This window comes from Streptomyces sp. VTCC 41912, assembly GCF_045799175.1.
GTDB lineage: Bacteria > Actinomycetota > Actinomycetes > Streptomycetales > Streptomycetaceae > Streptomyces > Streptomyces albulus_C.
The window spans coordinates 1-13,564 of the sequence record NZ_JBJMAB010000020.1 but is presented as its reverse complement, the minus strand read 5'-3'; the positions used below and the strand labels follow the sequence as shown (position 1 = coordinate 13,564).

Sequence of the window (13,564 nt, the reverse complement as noted above, 5' to 3'; positions counted from 1 at the left end):
GGACGCGGACGCCGAACCGGGCGCGTCCACCAGGCCCGCCGGGCCCACCGATCGGTCACGGCTGCGGGGTGCGCGCCTCCAAGGACGCACGGGTCGCGGACCCGTAGACGCCGTCCGGATCCCCGTGCACCCCGTAGGTCCGCTGGTACCGCGCCACCGCGTCCCGCACCGCCGCGCCGTACTGGCCGTCCGCCGCCCCCGTATAGAGCGCCACCTGCCGCAGCCGCCCCTGGAGCTCGACCACCTCCGGGCCGCTGGAGCCCTCGCGGAGCACGATCGGTCCGCTCGGCGGCGCGCTGGGGGCGACGTCGCCCGTCGGCACCGCGACGCTGCCGGACGCCCGCACCGGGGACGGCGGCGGGGTCGGCGGGCGGGGCGGGGCAACGGTCGCCCCGGGGTGCCGGGAACGCGAGGTGGCGGGCGCGGGACGCTCGGGGGCCGGCGCGGAACGGGTGGGCCCGGCGGTGGTCGGGAGGGCCGCGGTGGGGGCGATCGCGCCGCCGTCCGGGGGCGCCGCCCGGTCGCGGTCGCCGCCGTGGAGCACCCCGGTGCCGAGCGCGATCGCCGCGGCGGCCACCGCGGCACCGGTGACGGCCAGAAGGGCCGGCCGGCCGCGGCGCCGCCCCGTGGGGGCGGGCGGCCCGGCGGCGCGCTCCGGGGCGAGGGGGGCGACCGGCGGATCGGCGGGGCCCGGTCCGGACGCCCGGAACGTCTGGGACGCGGGGCCGGCGGGGCGGGACGCCCGGTGGACCGCGGCGTCCACGCCGGGTAAGTCCTCCAAGGCGTCCGGCCGCCCCCAGTCACCGAGGCCGGAACCGGCTCCGGCGTCGCCGGGCGGGGCGCCGCCCGCCGCCCCGTCCGGCCCGGCGCCGTCCTGGTCCGGCAACGAGACGTACGGCCGTAAGCGCAGCGGGTCGAAGTCCTCCGCCTCGGCCGCCGCACACAGGCAGGTCGGCCGCCTGTCGCCGCGTACCGGGGCGAAGCAGTGCGGGCAGGTGGCTGCTGCCGTCACGAAGGGTCCCCTCTCTGGAGGCGCGAACCGGCAGCCGATTATGCAGAGCGCCCACCCCCGCCCGCAGGCGCTCCACGACATCCGCGCGACCTCTTCCGGCGCCGTCCGCCCGGCATCGCCCGGTCCGGCCCGTCCCGTCCCCCGCTCCGGGCCCCGTCTGCCCGCCCGCGGTCCGTCGCGCCGCCCCGGGGGCGGCGGCCGGCCGGCGGGCGCTCAGCGGGCCGTTTCGCGCGGAAACGCCCACGATGGAGTGAAGGAAAACGAAGGAAGTGCAGAAAGCGAAGGACGCCAGACGACGGCCCGGCCCGCCGCGCGCCCCGTCCCGCCCGTGGGCGGGTGCGCCGGCGCCGGCAGTTGGGCCGGAGACGAGGGAGACGACGCTCATGGCGCAGGACACCGCTGCTCCTGCCGTTCCCGGCGAGGACCGCTCGCGACGCACGGTCCTGGTCGCGATCGGCGCGCTGCTGCTCGGGCTGCTCATCGCGGCACTCGACCAGACCATCGTCGCCACCGCGCTGCCCACCATCGTCAGCGACCTCGGCGGACTGGACCACCTCTCCTGGGTGGTCACCGCCTACCTGCTGGCGTCCACGGCCGCGACGCCGCTGTGGGGCAAGCTCGGCGACCAGTACGGCCGCAAGAAGCTGTTCCAGGCCGCCATCGTGATCTTCCTGATCGGCTCGGTGCTCTGCGGCCTCGCCCGGAACATGGGGGAGCTGATCGGCTTCCGAGCCCTGCAGGGCCTGGGCGGCGGCGGTCTGATCGTGCTGTCCATGGCGATCGTCGGGGACATCGTGCCGCCCCGCGAACGCGGCAAGTACCAGGGGCTGTTCGGCGCCGTGTTCGGCGGCACCAGCGTCCTGGGACCGCTGCTCGGCGGGCTGTTCGTGGACCACCTCAGCTGGCGCTGGGTCTTCTACATCAACGTCCCCATCGGCATCGTCGCGCTCGCCGTCATCGCCGCCGTGCTGCACATCCCGGCACGCCGGACCCCGCACCGGATCGACTACCTGGGCACCGCCCTGATCGCCGCGGTCGCCGCCTGCCTCGTCCTGATGACCTCGCTCGGCGGCGTCAGCTACCCGTGGGGATCCTGGCAGACCGCCCTGCTCGCCGGGCTCGGCGTGGTGCTGCTCGCCGCGTTCGTCGTCGTCGAACGCCGGGCCGCGGAACCGGTCATCCCGCTGCGCCTGTTCACCTCGCGCACCTTCACCCTCTGCGCGGTCATCGGCTTCGTGATCGGCTTCGCGATGTTCGGCTCGATGACGTACCTGCCGACGTTCCTCCAGGTCGTGCAGCGGGTCTCGCCGACGATGTCCGGCGTGCACATGCTGCCGATGGTGTTCGGCATGCTGCTGTCCTCGACCGCCTCCGGGCAGATCGTCTCCCGCACCGGCCACTACAAGGTCTTCCCCATCGCGGGCACCGCGGTGGTCGCGCTCGGCCTGCTGCTCCTGCACCAACTCGACCCGACCAGCGGCGTCGCGCTGATGAGCACCTACTTCTTCGTCTTCGGCTTCGGGCTGGGCCTGGTCATGCAGGTCCTGGTCCTCATCGTGCAGAACGCCGTGCCCTACGAGGACCTCGGGGTGGCCACGTCGGGTGCCACCTTCTTCCGCTCCATCGGCGCCTCGTTCGGGGTCTCGATCTTCGGCACGCTCTTCGCCAACCGGCTCGGCCCGCGGATCGCCGACGTCCTCGCCGGGCAGCCCCTGCCGCCCGGCGTCTCCCCGACGGCGATCGCCCAGGACCCGCGGACGATCACCAAACTGCCGCCCGGGCAGGCCGCCGGCGTCCTCGGCGCCTACTCCTCCTCCATCACCGACGTCTTCCTCTACGCCGTCCCCGTCGTCCTGGTCGCCTTCGCCCTGGCCTGGTTCCTCAAGGAGGAGCCGCTGCGCGGCAGCGTCATGGCCCCCGACACCAGCGAGGTCCTGTGTTCCAACCCCGTCGAGCGGTCCTCCCGAGAGGAGGTCGCCCGGGCACTGTCCAAACTGGGCAGCGCGGCGGGCCGCAAGGACATCTACGAGAAGATCACCGCCCGCGCCGGCCTCGACCTGAAACCGGCGGCCAGTTGGCTGGTGCTGCGCATCCTCCGTTGCGGCTCGGTGGAACCGGCGCTGCTGGCGGAGCGCAGCCGGGTGCCGCTGGGCGTGATCACCGAGGGCGTCCGGCAGATCGAGGAACGCGGCCTGGCCCGGCGCGAGGGGCTGACGCTGCTGCTCACCGACGACGGCCGGGCCGCCGCCGGACGGCTCTCCGAGGCCCGTCAGGCGTCGCTGGCGGAGCTGCTCGGCGACTGGTGGACCACCGACCGACCCACCGACCTCACCGACCTCGTCCGGGAGTTGACGTCGGAGCTGTGCGGCTCGGACGACGAGGAACCGCACGACGGCGACGCCCGCCCACCGCTGCCCCGCACCCCGGCCGCCGCCCCGCCGCGCCCGCCGGACCTCACCAAGTGACCGGCCGCGGCGGGGTGGTTGGAGGTCACCCCGCGGCGTGCGTACCCGCCCCCACCAGCCGCTTCTCGAAGAAGATCTCCGCGTAGCGGTCGTCGTGGTACGGGGCGATCTCGACGTAGCCGCGGCGCCGGTAGAGGGCGACGGCCTCCGTCAGGTCAAGCCGGGTGTCCAGCCGGATCCGCTCCGCGCCCAGCCGGACCGCGGCGGCCTCCGCGGCCTCCAGCAGCCGCCCGGCCACGCCCCGCCCCCGCCGGGCGGGCCGGACGAACACCTGCTTCAACTCCGCGGTCCGGGCGTCCCACAGCCGCACCCCGGCGCACCCCACGGGCTCATCGCCTCCGTCCCGCGCCACCAGCAACACCCCGTGCGGCGGCAGCAGCGCGTCGCTCGGGTACGCGGCCACGCCCTCGTCGATCTCCTGCGGCGTGGAGCGGCGCCCCTCGTGCAACACGTAGTACCGGTCGGCGACATCGGCGTAGTACGCGCGCAACAGGGCCACCGCCACCGGCGATGCGGGCGGTTCGGTGCTGACGGTCCAGGACGGGGCGGCGGCATCGCTCATGACGGTCATGTCACGCCGCGGCGACGCCCGGCGCAACCGGTTTTGCCGGCCCGGGGGGCGACCGCCCGCCGCACGGGCGGTGCGCCGCCGCGGGCCGTCCCCGCCGGGCCGTTCGGCGCGGGCCTACTCGGCCTTCGGCGCGGCCTGCTGGACGACCTCGAACGACCAGACCGAGGACCCGCTGGCGGCCGGCTTCGGCCGGTCGCCGCCGCCCTGGTGAGCGGCCTTCATCGGCCCCTCCATCCACGCCTGGAACGACTCCTCGTCCCGCCACCGGGTGTACACCAGGTAGTTGTCGGTGCCCTCGACGGGGCGCAGGAGTTCGAACCACTCGAAGCCGTCCGAGCTCTCCACCGCGTGCGCACGGGAGGCGAAGCGCTGCTCCAGCGTCTCCCGCTGCTCGGCCGGGACGGTCAGGACGTTGATCTTTACCACGCTGGGCACAAGGCACCTCTCACCAGACGGACGCTGACTGGCCGCACAACCTTGACCAGTTGCGTGCAGTCTCCTACACGGGCCGGTCAAAGCGGTGTGAAGGCCGCGGCGGGTCGTTCCGGCCCGCGCGCGAGAGCAGCGACCCCGCTACTCCGGAGTGGCGGGAGCAGCGGGGTGGCCTGGTGGTGGCTCAGCCGTGCGTCTTGGCGAAGGCGATCAGGTCGGCGAAGGCGTCGGCGGTCAGAGTCAGGTGCGGGCCGTGCGGGTCCTTGCTGTCACGGACCAGGAAGTCACCAGTTCGCCAGGCGTGCTCCGGGGCCCACTCGATGCAGGAACCGCCGTTGTTGCTGTAGGAGGACTTGAACCAGCGAGGAGGGTCGGTCGTCACGGGGTGCCCTTTCGAAGCGTGGGTACAGCGTTGTGGAGGGGTGCCTCGTTCCGCAGCGCGACCCCGCTACTCCGGAGTGGCGGGAGCAGCGGGGTGGCCTGGTGGTGGCTCAGCCGTGCGTCTTGGCGAAGGCGATCAGGTCGGCGAACGCCTGCGGAGTGAGCGAGAGCTGCGGGCCGTGCGGGTCCTTGCTGTCGCGGACGGGGACGATGCCGGGGACGTTGGCGGCGATCTCGACGCAGTTACCGCCGTTGTTGCTGTAGGAGGACTTGAACCAGCGGGGGGAGTCGGTCGTCACAGGGTGCCCTTTCGTGCCTCATTGATCATGGCCACCGATGCCGCCTGGGGCAGGGCTTCGGCCTGCAACTGATGGTAGGCCGTCAGCAGGGGCAGCACGGCAGCCGTATCGCGCTCAAGGTGCCCCCGCAACTGGGATTCCGCGTACGCGACGACAGACAGGTCCGACATCGTCAGCAAGTTCATTGGAAGGTCAAAGGTGCGACGCTCCCCTATGGCGTACGGGGCGATCTGAAGCACGATGTTCGGCAGCTCGGCGAACTGCACCAGTTGGTCAAGTTGAGCGCGCATGACCTCGGGGCCGCCGACCTGTCTGCGGACGCAGCTCTCATCCATCACCACCAGCATCGTGGGGAGGCGGGGCCGCTCCAGAGCTGCCTGCCGCTCCGCCAGGAACGCGACTCGTTCTTCCGCCTGTTCGGCTGTGATGGTTCCCCGCCGCAGGGCGCTGTCTGCCAGTACCCGTGCATACTCCGGCGTCTGAAGCAGTCCGGGGACGATCCCGATTTCGTACAGTCGGATCTCTGCTGCCCGGCCCTCGTACTTGACGTACTCCGGGAAGCCCTCCAGCAGGTTGCCGTTCGTGATTTCGCGGAACTGGCGCTCGAACGTATCGGCTGTGCCTACAAGGCCAAACGCCCTGTCTGTACTACGCGAAAAGCGAAGAGTCGGAGGCTTCCGTCCAGTTTCGACTGCCGAAATATGCACTGCGGAATATTCCGTGCGGTCGGCTAGCTCCTCTTGGGTCCACCCTCGCGCTTCCCGCATGCTGCGTAAACGCGCTCCGTAGGCCGCTTGAAGGGACGCATCCGGGTTCAACGTCCTCTTATTCAAGACCTGTTCACCGTCCTTCGTTCTCTTCCAGCAAGTTGAAGGATGCCCAGGCTTGCTCCACGCTGAACCTCCCAGTAGTGGAATCGCTACGGAGAGGAGTGGTCATGCCTGTAAGTGCCTACACCGCTCAACCCCCGCCGGCAGCCGTCTGGTTCAGCAAGTGGGCGCGCCTGCCGCTTGACGTTCCGCGCGGGGCGTGCACCGTTCCAACCCGCCCTACTTTGAGGGGTGTTGAGGCACGGTCGCGACGGCCGGTGAACCATGCCTGACGTCTTCTCCGAGCCCGGCGAGGTGCTGATCCAGTCCGTGCTGAACTACCCCCCTTGTCGCTGCGGCGGTGCGACCTGCCCCGAGGCGACGCGCACGGTTGACGGTGACGAGTCGCGGCGCCAGCGGCCCGACGGCCACCGGGACTCCCGCGTCCTGCGTGACCTCCGGCCCCGTGTGCGCGACGACAACGCCCGCCGGAGGTGCGGACGATGACTCGCCACGGAACGCGCCGTGCACCCGGCGGACGGATCGGTGGGAGCGTGTTCGCGCTGGTGATGGGAGTCGCGGCGGTGCCCGCCGTGTCCCTCCTCCTCGTTCGATGACCCGCCCCGGCCCTCATCTGCAATGCCGCGGGTGTGGCGGTCGGGGAAAAGTGACGGGCCGGATCCTTCGGGTGAACCCCTCCCTTTCCGGCGTGACCGTGACGGTGCTGCTCGGATCAGGGTGCCGGCCCTGCGGCGGGAACGCCTATTTCTGTCTGGCGAACCCGAAATGTGAAGGCCCCCACGAGGGAGCGACCCCGGTAGCTCTCGCGTACAAGATCCCCCCCGGTATGAACTCGTACAGGAAGGTCACCATGATGAACACGCCGCCGGTATCCCGCGCCCTCGTGAGCCAGGTGGGTACCGATTACTTCGAAATGGCCGATCACAGAGCGGCGATGGAAGTCGGTGCCGACTTCGTCAACGCCTTTCTTCGTCTCGCCGTCGACTTCCCCAACATCGGCGTCGTGCAGGTGAACGGTCGGGACTTCACATACCGGCTCGACGTCGGCTTCCTGACCATCGACGAAGCCAAGGAGGTGACGCGGAACGTCGATGCCCTCATGGACGAACTCCAGGCATTCCGCGAAAAGGCGGCCGCCGAGCACGCCGAAGCGGAAGATGGTAGCTGAGGGGTGAGCCATGAGTCATGAGGCGTGAGTCAGCCCCCCGCCTCAGGTGGCCGGGGTTTCCGCCCCGCGATTCCAGGCACGTTCGGTTTCCCGGGGCGGGTTACCAAAGCACGGCCCAACGGGGTGCGCAAGACCCAGGCGCGTCTGGCGCGGCTTCCCGTGTGGTTCTCGGCGCGGAGCCGGCCGGTGGGGCCGTCGACCAGGGGGTCACCGCTCCCCGGCCCACGGCCCGCCCCCACCGGCCGCCGGTCGATCAATTGATCGCGAGCAGCTCCACGTCGAAGACGAGGGTGGCGTTCGGCGGGATGACGCCGGGGACGCCGCGCGGGCCGTAGCCGTAGTCCGCGGTGATGACGAGCTTCGCGCGCTCCCCCAGCGACATCTGCGGAACGCCCTCGTCCCAGCCCTGGATCAGCTGGCCGACGCCGATGTCGCAGACGAACGGCTCGTTCCGGTCGCGGCTGGAGTCGAACTTCTGCCCGTTCTCCAGCGTTCCGGTGTAGTGCATGGTGATCGAGTCACCGGCCTTCGGGAAATTCTTGCCGTCCCCGGCCTTGATGACTTCCCTGGTCACACCCATGTCAGATCCTTTCAACGGTGGTCAGTAACAGCGGTCAGAAGACCCTATCGAAGCGTGCTCGCGGATCCGCACGGGCGCGGGCCGGTCGACGGTCCGCCAGCGGGGGCGTCGGACGGGTCGGCTGATTTGTGACGGTTACCGGGCGGCCCGGCCGGACAGGTACCGCCCGCCCCTCGAAGGAGGTCCGGGGCCCGCACACGGACGTGACAGGGACGCGACAGGGAGGAGCGGAACGTGGCCGAGGCACGCGCGGGGAACACGGAAGGCGCTGACGGGGCGGAGGACGCCCCGAGGGCACGGCTGGAGGCGGCGCGGGACTACGCGCGGCAGATGGCGGCGGAACTGGTGGCGGGGCGCGTCTGGCACGACGAGGACGGGCGGCAGACGCCGTTCCCGCCCCTCGGGGACCCGACCCGGGCGCACATCGTGTCGTACACGGTGATCGCGGAGGTCCTCGACCGGGCCCTGTAGCCGCGCCGCCGCCCACGGCGGGTCGGTCAGCCCGGCGGCATCGGGGGCCGCACCGTGGGGACCGCCGGACCGCGGCGACGGCGGCCGGCGGTCAGCGCGGCGGTGGCCGCCATCAGCAGGAGCAGGGCCGCGCCCGCGGTGGGGATCCAGAGGGGGATGCCGCCGACGGTCAGCAGGGTGTCGACCTGGCGCACCCGCCGGTACGGGGTGTCCGCGGCGGTGCGGCGGAACTCGTGGTCGCCGCTGATGCGGTGCGGCTGCGGGAAGTCCTGGTCGAGGGCGGTCAGGAAGACGGGGGCGGGGCCGGCGAAGTCGCGGACGACGTCCTGCGGTCGGATCCGGCCCGCGTAGACGACGCGGGCCGGTGCGCCGCCGATGGCGCTGCGCGGGGCCATCCGGTGCGGGGCCAGGAGGTACAGGCTCAGCGCTTGCGGGGTGGTGGCGAGGCGGGACAGCCGCATCGGGTAGACGAGGCGGTCGGAGGCGAAGGACAGCACGAGCGGGTCCAGGGTGCCGGTGAGGGGGGTGCCTTGGTCGGCGGGGGCGAGCCGGACCGCCACGTACTCCCAGCGCTGCGCCACGTACGGGCGGAGCGCCTCGGCCAGCGCGGGGGGCAGGCGGAAGCCGTGGGCGGTGAGCCAACCGCGCAGCGCGCCGGGGTCGGCGGCGGTCAGGCGGGCGACGTCGAACGGGCCCAGCCGTTCGCGGCCGACGACGCCGACCGACGGGTCCGCGGGCGGCGGGGCGGCGGAGACCGAGCCGCCGAAGTCCGCCTCGAAAGGCCAGTCGCCGCCGCGCGGCCAGAAGTGGTGCCGGAGTTCGACGGCCGGGGCGGTGATCTCGCCGAGTTCGTCGGGGAGTTCGGGGTCGCCCAGCCGTACGGTGGCGCGGTGCGGGACCGGCATGATCCAGGCGGCGTCCGGGGCGGTGCCGTCGACGGTGAGGCTCATGGCGATCCGTTCGGTGCCGCCGTCCCACTGCACCACCGACGTCTCGTGGTGCACCGCCACCGTGGTGTCCGGGCCGTGCACCACCGCCCCGCAGCCACAGGCGTACGCGGGCCGGGCGAGCCACCCCACCTGCACGGCCAGCAGCACCAGGACCAGGCACAGCGCCCGTCGGCGCGCCGCCGTGCCCGCCGCCCCCGTCGTTCCGCCCGTCGCCACGGCCATGGTGGCCTCCCGTTCCGCGCCCGGCGATCCGCACGATCGCCAGGGTCACAGACGGGCGCAGCGGTGTCACTGGTTCCCCTTGTCCGTCCGGTGTCACCCGGACGCGGTGGCGCCGTATGACGAACGGCCGGTCGCCGGACCCTCGGTGGGGTCCGGCGACCGGCCGTCGTACGGTGCGGGCGAGCTCAGCGGGCCGCGGCCGCCGCGGTCAGCTCGCGGGCCTCGGCCTCGGTCTCCACCGCAGGCGGGGAGCCGGGCAGCGGCTTGCGGGCGGTCTCCGACATCAGCAGGACCGCGATGCCACCGATCACGGCGGCCGCCATCATGTAGTAGGCCGGCACCATCGTGTTGCCGGTCGCGCCGATCAGGGCGGTGACCACCAGCGGGGTGGTGCCGCCGAAGAGCGACACCGAGATGTTGAAGCCGATGGACAGCGAGCCGTAGCGCACCTTGGTCGGGAAGAGCGCGGGCAGCGCGGAGGGCATCGCGGCGGTGAAGCACACCAGCAGCAGGCCCAGGATGCCGGTGCCCACCGCGACGGCGGCCAGCGAACCCTGACGGATCAGCAGCAGCGCCGGCACCGACAGCACCAGGAAGCCCACGCAGCCGGTGGCGATGATCGGGCGGCGGCCGAAGCGGTCGGAGAGCTTGCCCACGAACGGCTGGACGCACATCATCGCGACCATGACGACGAGGATGACCATCAGGCCGTGCGTCTCGTCGTACTTCAGCTCCGAGGTGAGGTAGCTCGGCAGGTACGACAGCAGCATGTAGTCGGTGACGTTGAAGACCAGGACCAGGCCGACGCAGAGCAGCATGGCGCGCCACTGGCCGAAGATCATCTCGCGCAGCCCGATCCGCTTCTCGACCTCGCGGCGCGCCTTCTCCTTGGCGCGCGCCTCCTTCTCCAACCGGGCGAAGGCCGGGGTCTCCTCGAGCCGCATCCGCAGGTAGAGGCCGATGATGCCCATCGGTCCCGCGATCAGGAACGGGATCCGCCAACCCCACGAGTGCAGGTCCTCGGTGGACAGCAGCGCGGTCATCAGGGTGACCAGGCCGGCGCCGCCGACGTAGCCGGCGAGGGTGCCGAACTCCAGCCAGCTGCCGAGGAACCCGCGCTTCTTGTCGGGCGCGTACTCGGCGATGAAGGTGGAGGCGCCGCCGTACTCACCGCCGGTGGAGAAGCCCTGGACCAGGCGGGCGAGGAGCAGCAGGATCGGTGCGCCGACGCCGATCATGGCGTAGGACGGGATCAGGCCGATGGCGAAGGTGCCGGCGGCCATCATGATCATGGTGATGGCGAGGACCTTCTGGCGGCCGATGCGGTCGCCGAGCGGGCCGAAGAACATCCCGCCGAGCGGGCGCACCAGGAAGGCCGCGGCGAAGGTGCCGAAGGTCGACAGCAGCTGCGCGGTCGGGTTCCCGGACGGGAAGAAGACGTGGCCGAGGGTGACCGCGATGTAGCTGTAGACGCCGAAGTCGAACCACTCCATCGCATTGCCGAGGGCGGCCGCCGACACCGCGCGCTTCACCATCGCGGGGTCGACGACGGTCACCTCGCCCGGTGTCTGCTGCTGGGAGGCCGTCTGCCGCGGCTCGGGGGCGGCGTCGGAGTCTTTGCCGACGCCCTTACGGGACCCGGGTGCGAGGGGGGACTGCGTCGGCACGTGTTCGCTCGCCTGCGCTCTCTGGGACGACTACAAGGGCATGCTCCCGCCATGGCGTGGAGGGGCAAAGGACGACCATAGGGGCAGACCAGGTCATCACGGACAGTGTGCGGATGGCTGCACAGTCGCTCGTCTACCCTCTCCTCGCTGGGCAAACGTGCATCCGCGAACTTTCTCGCCGGGGTGTCGTTTGTGATCCATCTCGCGGGGATTGGCTGCAACCGCAGGTGGATTGTGGTCCGCGTCACGCGCGAGCGGGGGTGGGGGAGGGTGCGCGTTCGCATACGGAAACGGCACGTGAGGATGCGGAGCGCGACGATTCGCTCTCGGGGGCGGCCCCGCGGAGCCCACGGAAACGGCGCGGCGGTGCGTCGCGCACCACCGCGCCGAAGGATCGTCGCGTTCCTCCAGGATCGGCCAGGGGCGGGCGTCCCGCCACTCGGGCCGCCGCCCCTCCCCGCGAAGCGCCCGCCTCACGGCATCCACGCCTCGTACGACATCACCTCGCCCGCGGTGATCCGGAAGTCGGGCAGGTCCTTGGTGAAGGTGATCTCCGTGCCCAGCAGTTGGCCGGTGCGCGGATCGAGGATCACCATCTGGCGGGTGGCGTCCATCGCGCCGTCGGGCCCGTCGTGGACGAACGCCTGCCCGCGCCGGCCCAGTCGGTCGGTGACCGCACCGGCCGGCCGCAGCCCCCCGGTGTCCGCCAGCAGTTCCACGATCGCCGCGGTCTCCCGCGGGCCCGGCGTCCACTCCTGGCGGAACGACGAGAGCGCCATCAGCAGTTGCGGGACGGTCGCCGCCCCGTCGTCGTTCGCCGCCCCGTAGAGGGAGGTCAGCAGCGCGCGCAGCGCCGCGGGGTCGGTGGGTGGCCTCGTCCGGGCGGCGAGGCCACCGTGCGGTGCGCCCGACCCTGGCGGATACGTCGCGCGGTGCAGCACCTTGCCGTCGCTGACGGTCCGCCAGCGGCCGTCGGCATCGTGGATGATCGGGCGGCCCGGGTGCTGCGGGTCGGTGGCGACGACCAGTTCGGAGCCGCTGCCGTCGGCGTTCCACCGGGTGATGCGCTCCTCGGGGACGGTCACCGGGGACGCGGTGTCCGGGCCGGTCCCCATGGACAGGGTCCAGCTCTGCAGGTGGCTGCCGCGCCGCGGACCGTCGGCCGGGCCGGCCGTCCGGGCCCGCGCCCGGGCGATGCGGGCGAGCCCGGCCAGCGAGGGCTCGGCAGCGGCGGCGTGCGGCACCAGGGCGGCGGGCGCCGCGACGGCCGGGCTGCTGCCCGCGTCGGTGAGGGTGAAGGCGAGCACCGCGACCAGCGCCAGCACCGCCGCCTCGGCGCGCAGCACCAGGCGGCGGCGGGCCCGTCGGGTGCGGCTCTGGTGCAGCAGGCGGTTCAGACCGCGTTCGGCGGTGGCGTCCAACGGGCGGTCCCGCCAGCGGCCTTCGTCGGCCGGCACCGGGTTGGCCGCGCGCAGCAGCTCCAGTTCGTCACGCATTGCCGTCGCCTCCTGCTCGTGCGGACACGGTGGTCCGGGTGCGGTCGATCTCCGTGCGCAGGCGGCGCCGGGCCCGGTGCAGCCGCATGGCCGCCGCGCTCCGGCCGCAGCCGAGGGCCACCGCCAGTTCCTCGACGGTCAGTTCCTCCCAGGCGGTCAGCCGCAGCACCTCCCGGTCGCCGGCGGGGAGCCGGTCCAGTGCCTCGTGCACCCAGGAGCCGGGCCGCTCGGCGTCGGGGCTCTGCACGGTCTGCCGGCCGTGCGCCGCCTCGTGGTTGCCGATCCGGTGCAGCAGTCGCCGGTAGCGCCCGATCCCGCGGACCGTATTGGCCAGGCAGTTGCGGGCCACTCCGTACAGCCAGGGCAGCGGCGGGTCGGGGAGCTCGGCCCGGCGCCGCCACGCTATGGAGAAGACGTCCGCCACCACCTCCTCGACCTCGTGTGCCGGGGCGTCCAGCCGGCGCGCCACGAAGCGGCTGACCGCCCAGTAGTGCGCGCGATAGGCCTCGGCGAAGGCGTCGTCCGTGCTCATGGAACCCCTGTGTCCGGCAACGTCTGGATCTTCACACCCCACCGGGGTGACCCTTCACACCCCGGTGGCGGCCCGCCCGGAGTGACGCCCCACGGCGAGCCGGACACCAACGGGGCATGAAGCTCCCCGCACTGTCGTCACCGGCGGCCGGGTCCGCGGCGCGACCGCACGGCGCGGCGCGGTCCGCCGCGCCGCGGAACCCGGTGAAGTGGCTGACGACCACCGACCACAAGACCATCGGCACGCTCTACCTGGTGACCGCCTTCGCCTTCTTCTGCGTGGGCGGCCTGCTGGCGCTGCTGATGCGCGCCGAACTCGCCCGGCCAGGGCACCAGTTGATGTCGAACGAACAGTTCAACCAGGCGTTCACGATGCACGGCACGATCATGCTGCTGATGTTCGCGACGCCGCTGTTCGCCGGGTTCGCGAACTGGATCATGCCGCTGCAGATCGGCGCGCCGGACGTGGCGTTCCCGCGGCTGAACATG

At 72.3% G+C, this 13,564-nt stretch carries 15 protein-coding genes; 4 read left to right on the top strand and 11 right to left on the bottom strand.

Annotated features, from left to right (window positions below; genetic code table 11):
• Nucleotides 1–55 precede the first annotated feature (55 nt).
• On the bottom strand, nucleotides 56–1,012 hold the full coding sequence (locus ACJ6WD_RS25050; protein WP_407616535.1) for a peptidoglycan-binding protein: 957 nt from the start codon (nucleotides 1,010–1,012) through the stop codon (nucleotides 56–58).
• 383 nt (nucleotides 1,013–1,395) lie between these two features.
• Here ACJ6WD_RS25050 and ACJ6WD_RS25045 point away from each other — a divergent pair, with 383 nt between their 5' ends.
• The gene (locus ACJ6WD_RS25045; protein WP_233660856.1) at nucleotides 1,396–3,477 is read left to right on the top strand and encodes an MFS transporter; all 2,082 of its coding nucleotides are present in this window, start codon (nucleotides 1,396–1,398) and stop codon (nucleotides 3,475–3,477) included.
• 25 nt (nucleotides 3,478–3,502) lie between these two features.
• Here the strand turns inward: ACJ6WD_RS25045 and ACJ6WD_RS25040 are convergent, their stop codons facing one another.
• The 5 genes from ACJ6WD_RS25040 to ACJ6WD_RS25020 form a co-directional block, all read right to left on the bottom strand.
• Nucleotides 3,503–4,048, bottom strand: a complete 546-nt coding sequence (locus ACJ6WD_RS25040; RefSeq protein WP_376447208.1) for a GNAT family N-acetyltransferase — start codon at nucleotides 4,046–4,048, stop codon at nucleotides 3,503–3,505.
• A gap of 114 nt (nucleotides 4,049–4,162) precedes the next feature.
• Complete coding sequence (locus tag ACJ6WD_RS25035) at nucleotides 4,163–4,483, bottom strand: antibiotic biosynthesis monooxygenase (RefSeq protein ID WP_233660854.1); 321 nt, start codon at nucleotides 4,481–4,483, stop codon at nucleotides 4,163–4,165.
• Nucleotides 4,484–4,664: 181 nt separating this feature from the next.
• A complete protein-coding gene (locus tag ACJ6WD_RS25030; protein WP_233660853.1) occupies nucleotides 4,665–4,862 on the bottom strand; it encodes a DUF397 domain-containing protein in 198 nt (65 codons plus the stop codon).
• Between the two features lie 109 nt (nucleotides 4,863–4,971).
• The gene (locus tag ACJ6WD_RS25025) at nucleotides 4,972–5,160 is read right to left on the bottom strand and encodes a DUF397 domain-containing protein (protein ID WP_038519067.1); all 189 of its coding nucleotides are present in this window, start codon (nucleotides 5,158–5,160) and stop codon (nucleotides 4,972–4,974) included.
• A complete protein-coding gene (locus ACJ6WD_RS25020; RefSeq protein ID WP_038519064.1) occupies nucleotides 5,157–5,993 on the bottom strand; it encodes a helix-turn-helix transcriptional regulator in 837 nt (278 codons plus the stop codon). The genes ACJ6WD_RS25025 and ACJ6WD_RS25020 overlap by 4 nt, the downstream gene beginning before the upstream one ends.
• Before the next feature lie 847 nt (nucleotides 5,994–6,840).
• Between ACJ6WD_RS25020 and ACJ6WD_RS25015 the strand changes: the two genes are divergently transcribed.
• Nucleotides 6,841–7,158: a hypothetical protein gene (locus ACJ6WD_RS25015; protein WP_038519061.1), complete on the top strand. Its 318-nt coding sequence runs from the start codon at nucleotides 6,841–6,843 to the stop codon at nucleotides 7,156–7,158.
• 253 nt (nucleotides 7,159–7,411) lie between these two features.
• Here the strand turns inward: ACJ6WD_RS25015 and ACJ6WD_RS25010 are convergent, their stop codons facing one another.
• Nucleotides 7,412–7,738 (bottom strand): FKBP-type peptidyl-prolyl cis-trans isomerase, encoded by a 327-nt coding sequence (locus tag ACJ6WD_RS25010; protein ID WP_016573954.1) that lies wholly within the window; start codon nucleotides 7,736–7,738, stop codon nucleotides 7,412–7,414.
• 234 nt (nucleotides 7,739–7,972) lie between these two features.
• Between ACJ6WD_RS25010 and ACJ6WD_RS25005 the strand changes: the two genes are divergently transcribed.
• Nucleotides 7,973–8,209 carry a hypothetical protein gene (locus ACJ6WD_RS25005; protein WP_233660852.1) on the top strand — a complete coding sequence of 79 codons (237 nt, stop codon included), beginning with the start codon at nucleotides 7,973–7,975 and terminating at the stop codon, nucleotides 8,207–8,209.
• 26 nt (nucleotides 8,210–8,235) lie between these two features.
• Here ACJ6WD_RS25005 and ACJ6WD_RS25000 read toward each other — a convergent pair whose 3' ends face one another.
• The 4 genes from ACJ6WD_RS25000 to ACJ6WD_RS24985 all read right to left on the bottom strand — a co-directional run bounded on the left by ACJ6WD_RS25000 (nucleotide 8,236) and on the right by ACJ6WD_RS24985 (nucleotide 13,076).
• On the bottom strand, nucleotides 8,236–9,381 hold the full coding sequence (locus ACJ6WD_RS25000; RefSeq protein WP_407616534.1) for a DUF2330 domain-containing protein: 1,146 nt from the start codon (nucleotides 9,379–9,381) through the stop codon (nucleotides 8,236–8,238).
• Between the two features lie 185 nt (nucleotides 9,382–9,566).
• A complete protein-coding gene (gene proP / locus ACJ6WD_RS24995; protein ID WP_376447842.1) occupies nucleotides 9,567–11,048 on the bottom strand; it encodes a glycine betaine/L-proline transporter ProP in 1,482 nt (493 codons plus the stop codon).
• 473 nt (nucleotides 11,049–11,521) lie between these two features.
• Nucleotides 11,522–12,544 (bottom strand): CU044_5270 family protein, encoded by a 1,023-nt coding sequence (locus ACJ6WD_RS24990; RefSeq protein ID WP_407616533.1) that lies wholly within the window; start codon nucleotides 12,542–12,544, stop codon nucleotides 11,522–11,524.
• Nucleotides 12,537–13,076 (bottom strand): RNA polymerase sigma factor, encoded by a 540-nt coding sequence (locus tag ACJ6WD_RS24985; protein ID WP_016573959.1) that lies wholly within the window; start codon nucleotides 13,074–13,076, stop codon nucleotides 12,537–12,539. The genes ACJ6WD_RS24990 and ACJ6WD_RS24985 overlap by 8 nt, the downstream gene beginning before the upstream one ends.
• A 116-nt stretch (nucleotides 13,077–13,192) precedes the next feature.
• On the opposite strand from ACJ6WD_RS24985, the gene ACJ6WD_RS24980 reads away from it, so the two are divergent.
• The coding region (locus ACJ6WD_RS24980; RefSeq protein WP_407616532.1) for a cbb3-type cytochrome c oxidase subunit I at nucleotides 13,193–13,564 on the top strand (372 nt) is incomplete at its 3' end.

Coding starts and splice junctions, on each gene's coding strand:
- ACJ6WD_RS25045 (WP_233660856.1), top strand. CDS start 1,396: ATGGCGCAGGACACCGCTGCTCCTGCCGTTCCCGGCGAGGACCGCTCG.
- ACJ6WD_RS25040 (WP_376447208.1), bottom strand. CDS start 4,048: ATGACCGTCATGAGCGATGCCGCCGCCCCGTCCTGGACCGTCAGCACC.
- ACJ6WD_RS25015 (WP_038519061.1), top strand. CDS start 6,841: ATGATGAACACGCCGCCGGTATCCCGCGCCCTCGTGAGCCAGGTGGGT.
- ACJ6WD_RS25010 (WP_016573954.1), bottom strand. CDS start 7,738: ATGGGTGTGACCAGGGAAGTCATCAAGGCCGGGGACGGCAAGAATTTC.
- ACJ6WD_RS25000 (WP_407616534.1), bottom strand. CDS start 9,381: ATGGCCGTGGCGACGGGCGGAACGACGGGGGCGGCGGGCACGGCGGCG.
- ACJ6WD_RS24990 (WP_407616533.1), bottom strand. CDS start 12,544: ATGCGTGACGAACTGGAGCTGCTGCGCGCGGCCAACCCGGTGCCGGCC.
- ACJ6WD_RS24985 (WP_016573959.1), bottom strand. CDS start 13,076: ATGAGCACGGACGACGCCTTCGCCGAGGCCTATCGCGCGCACTACTGG.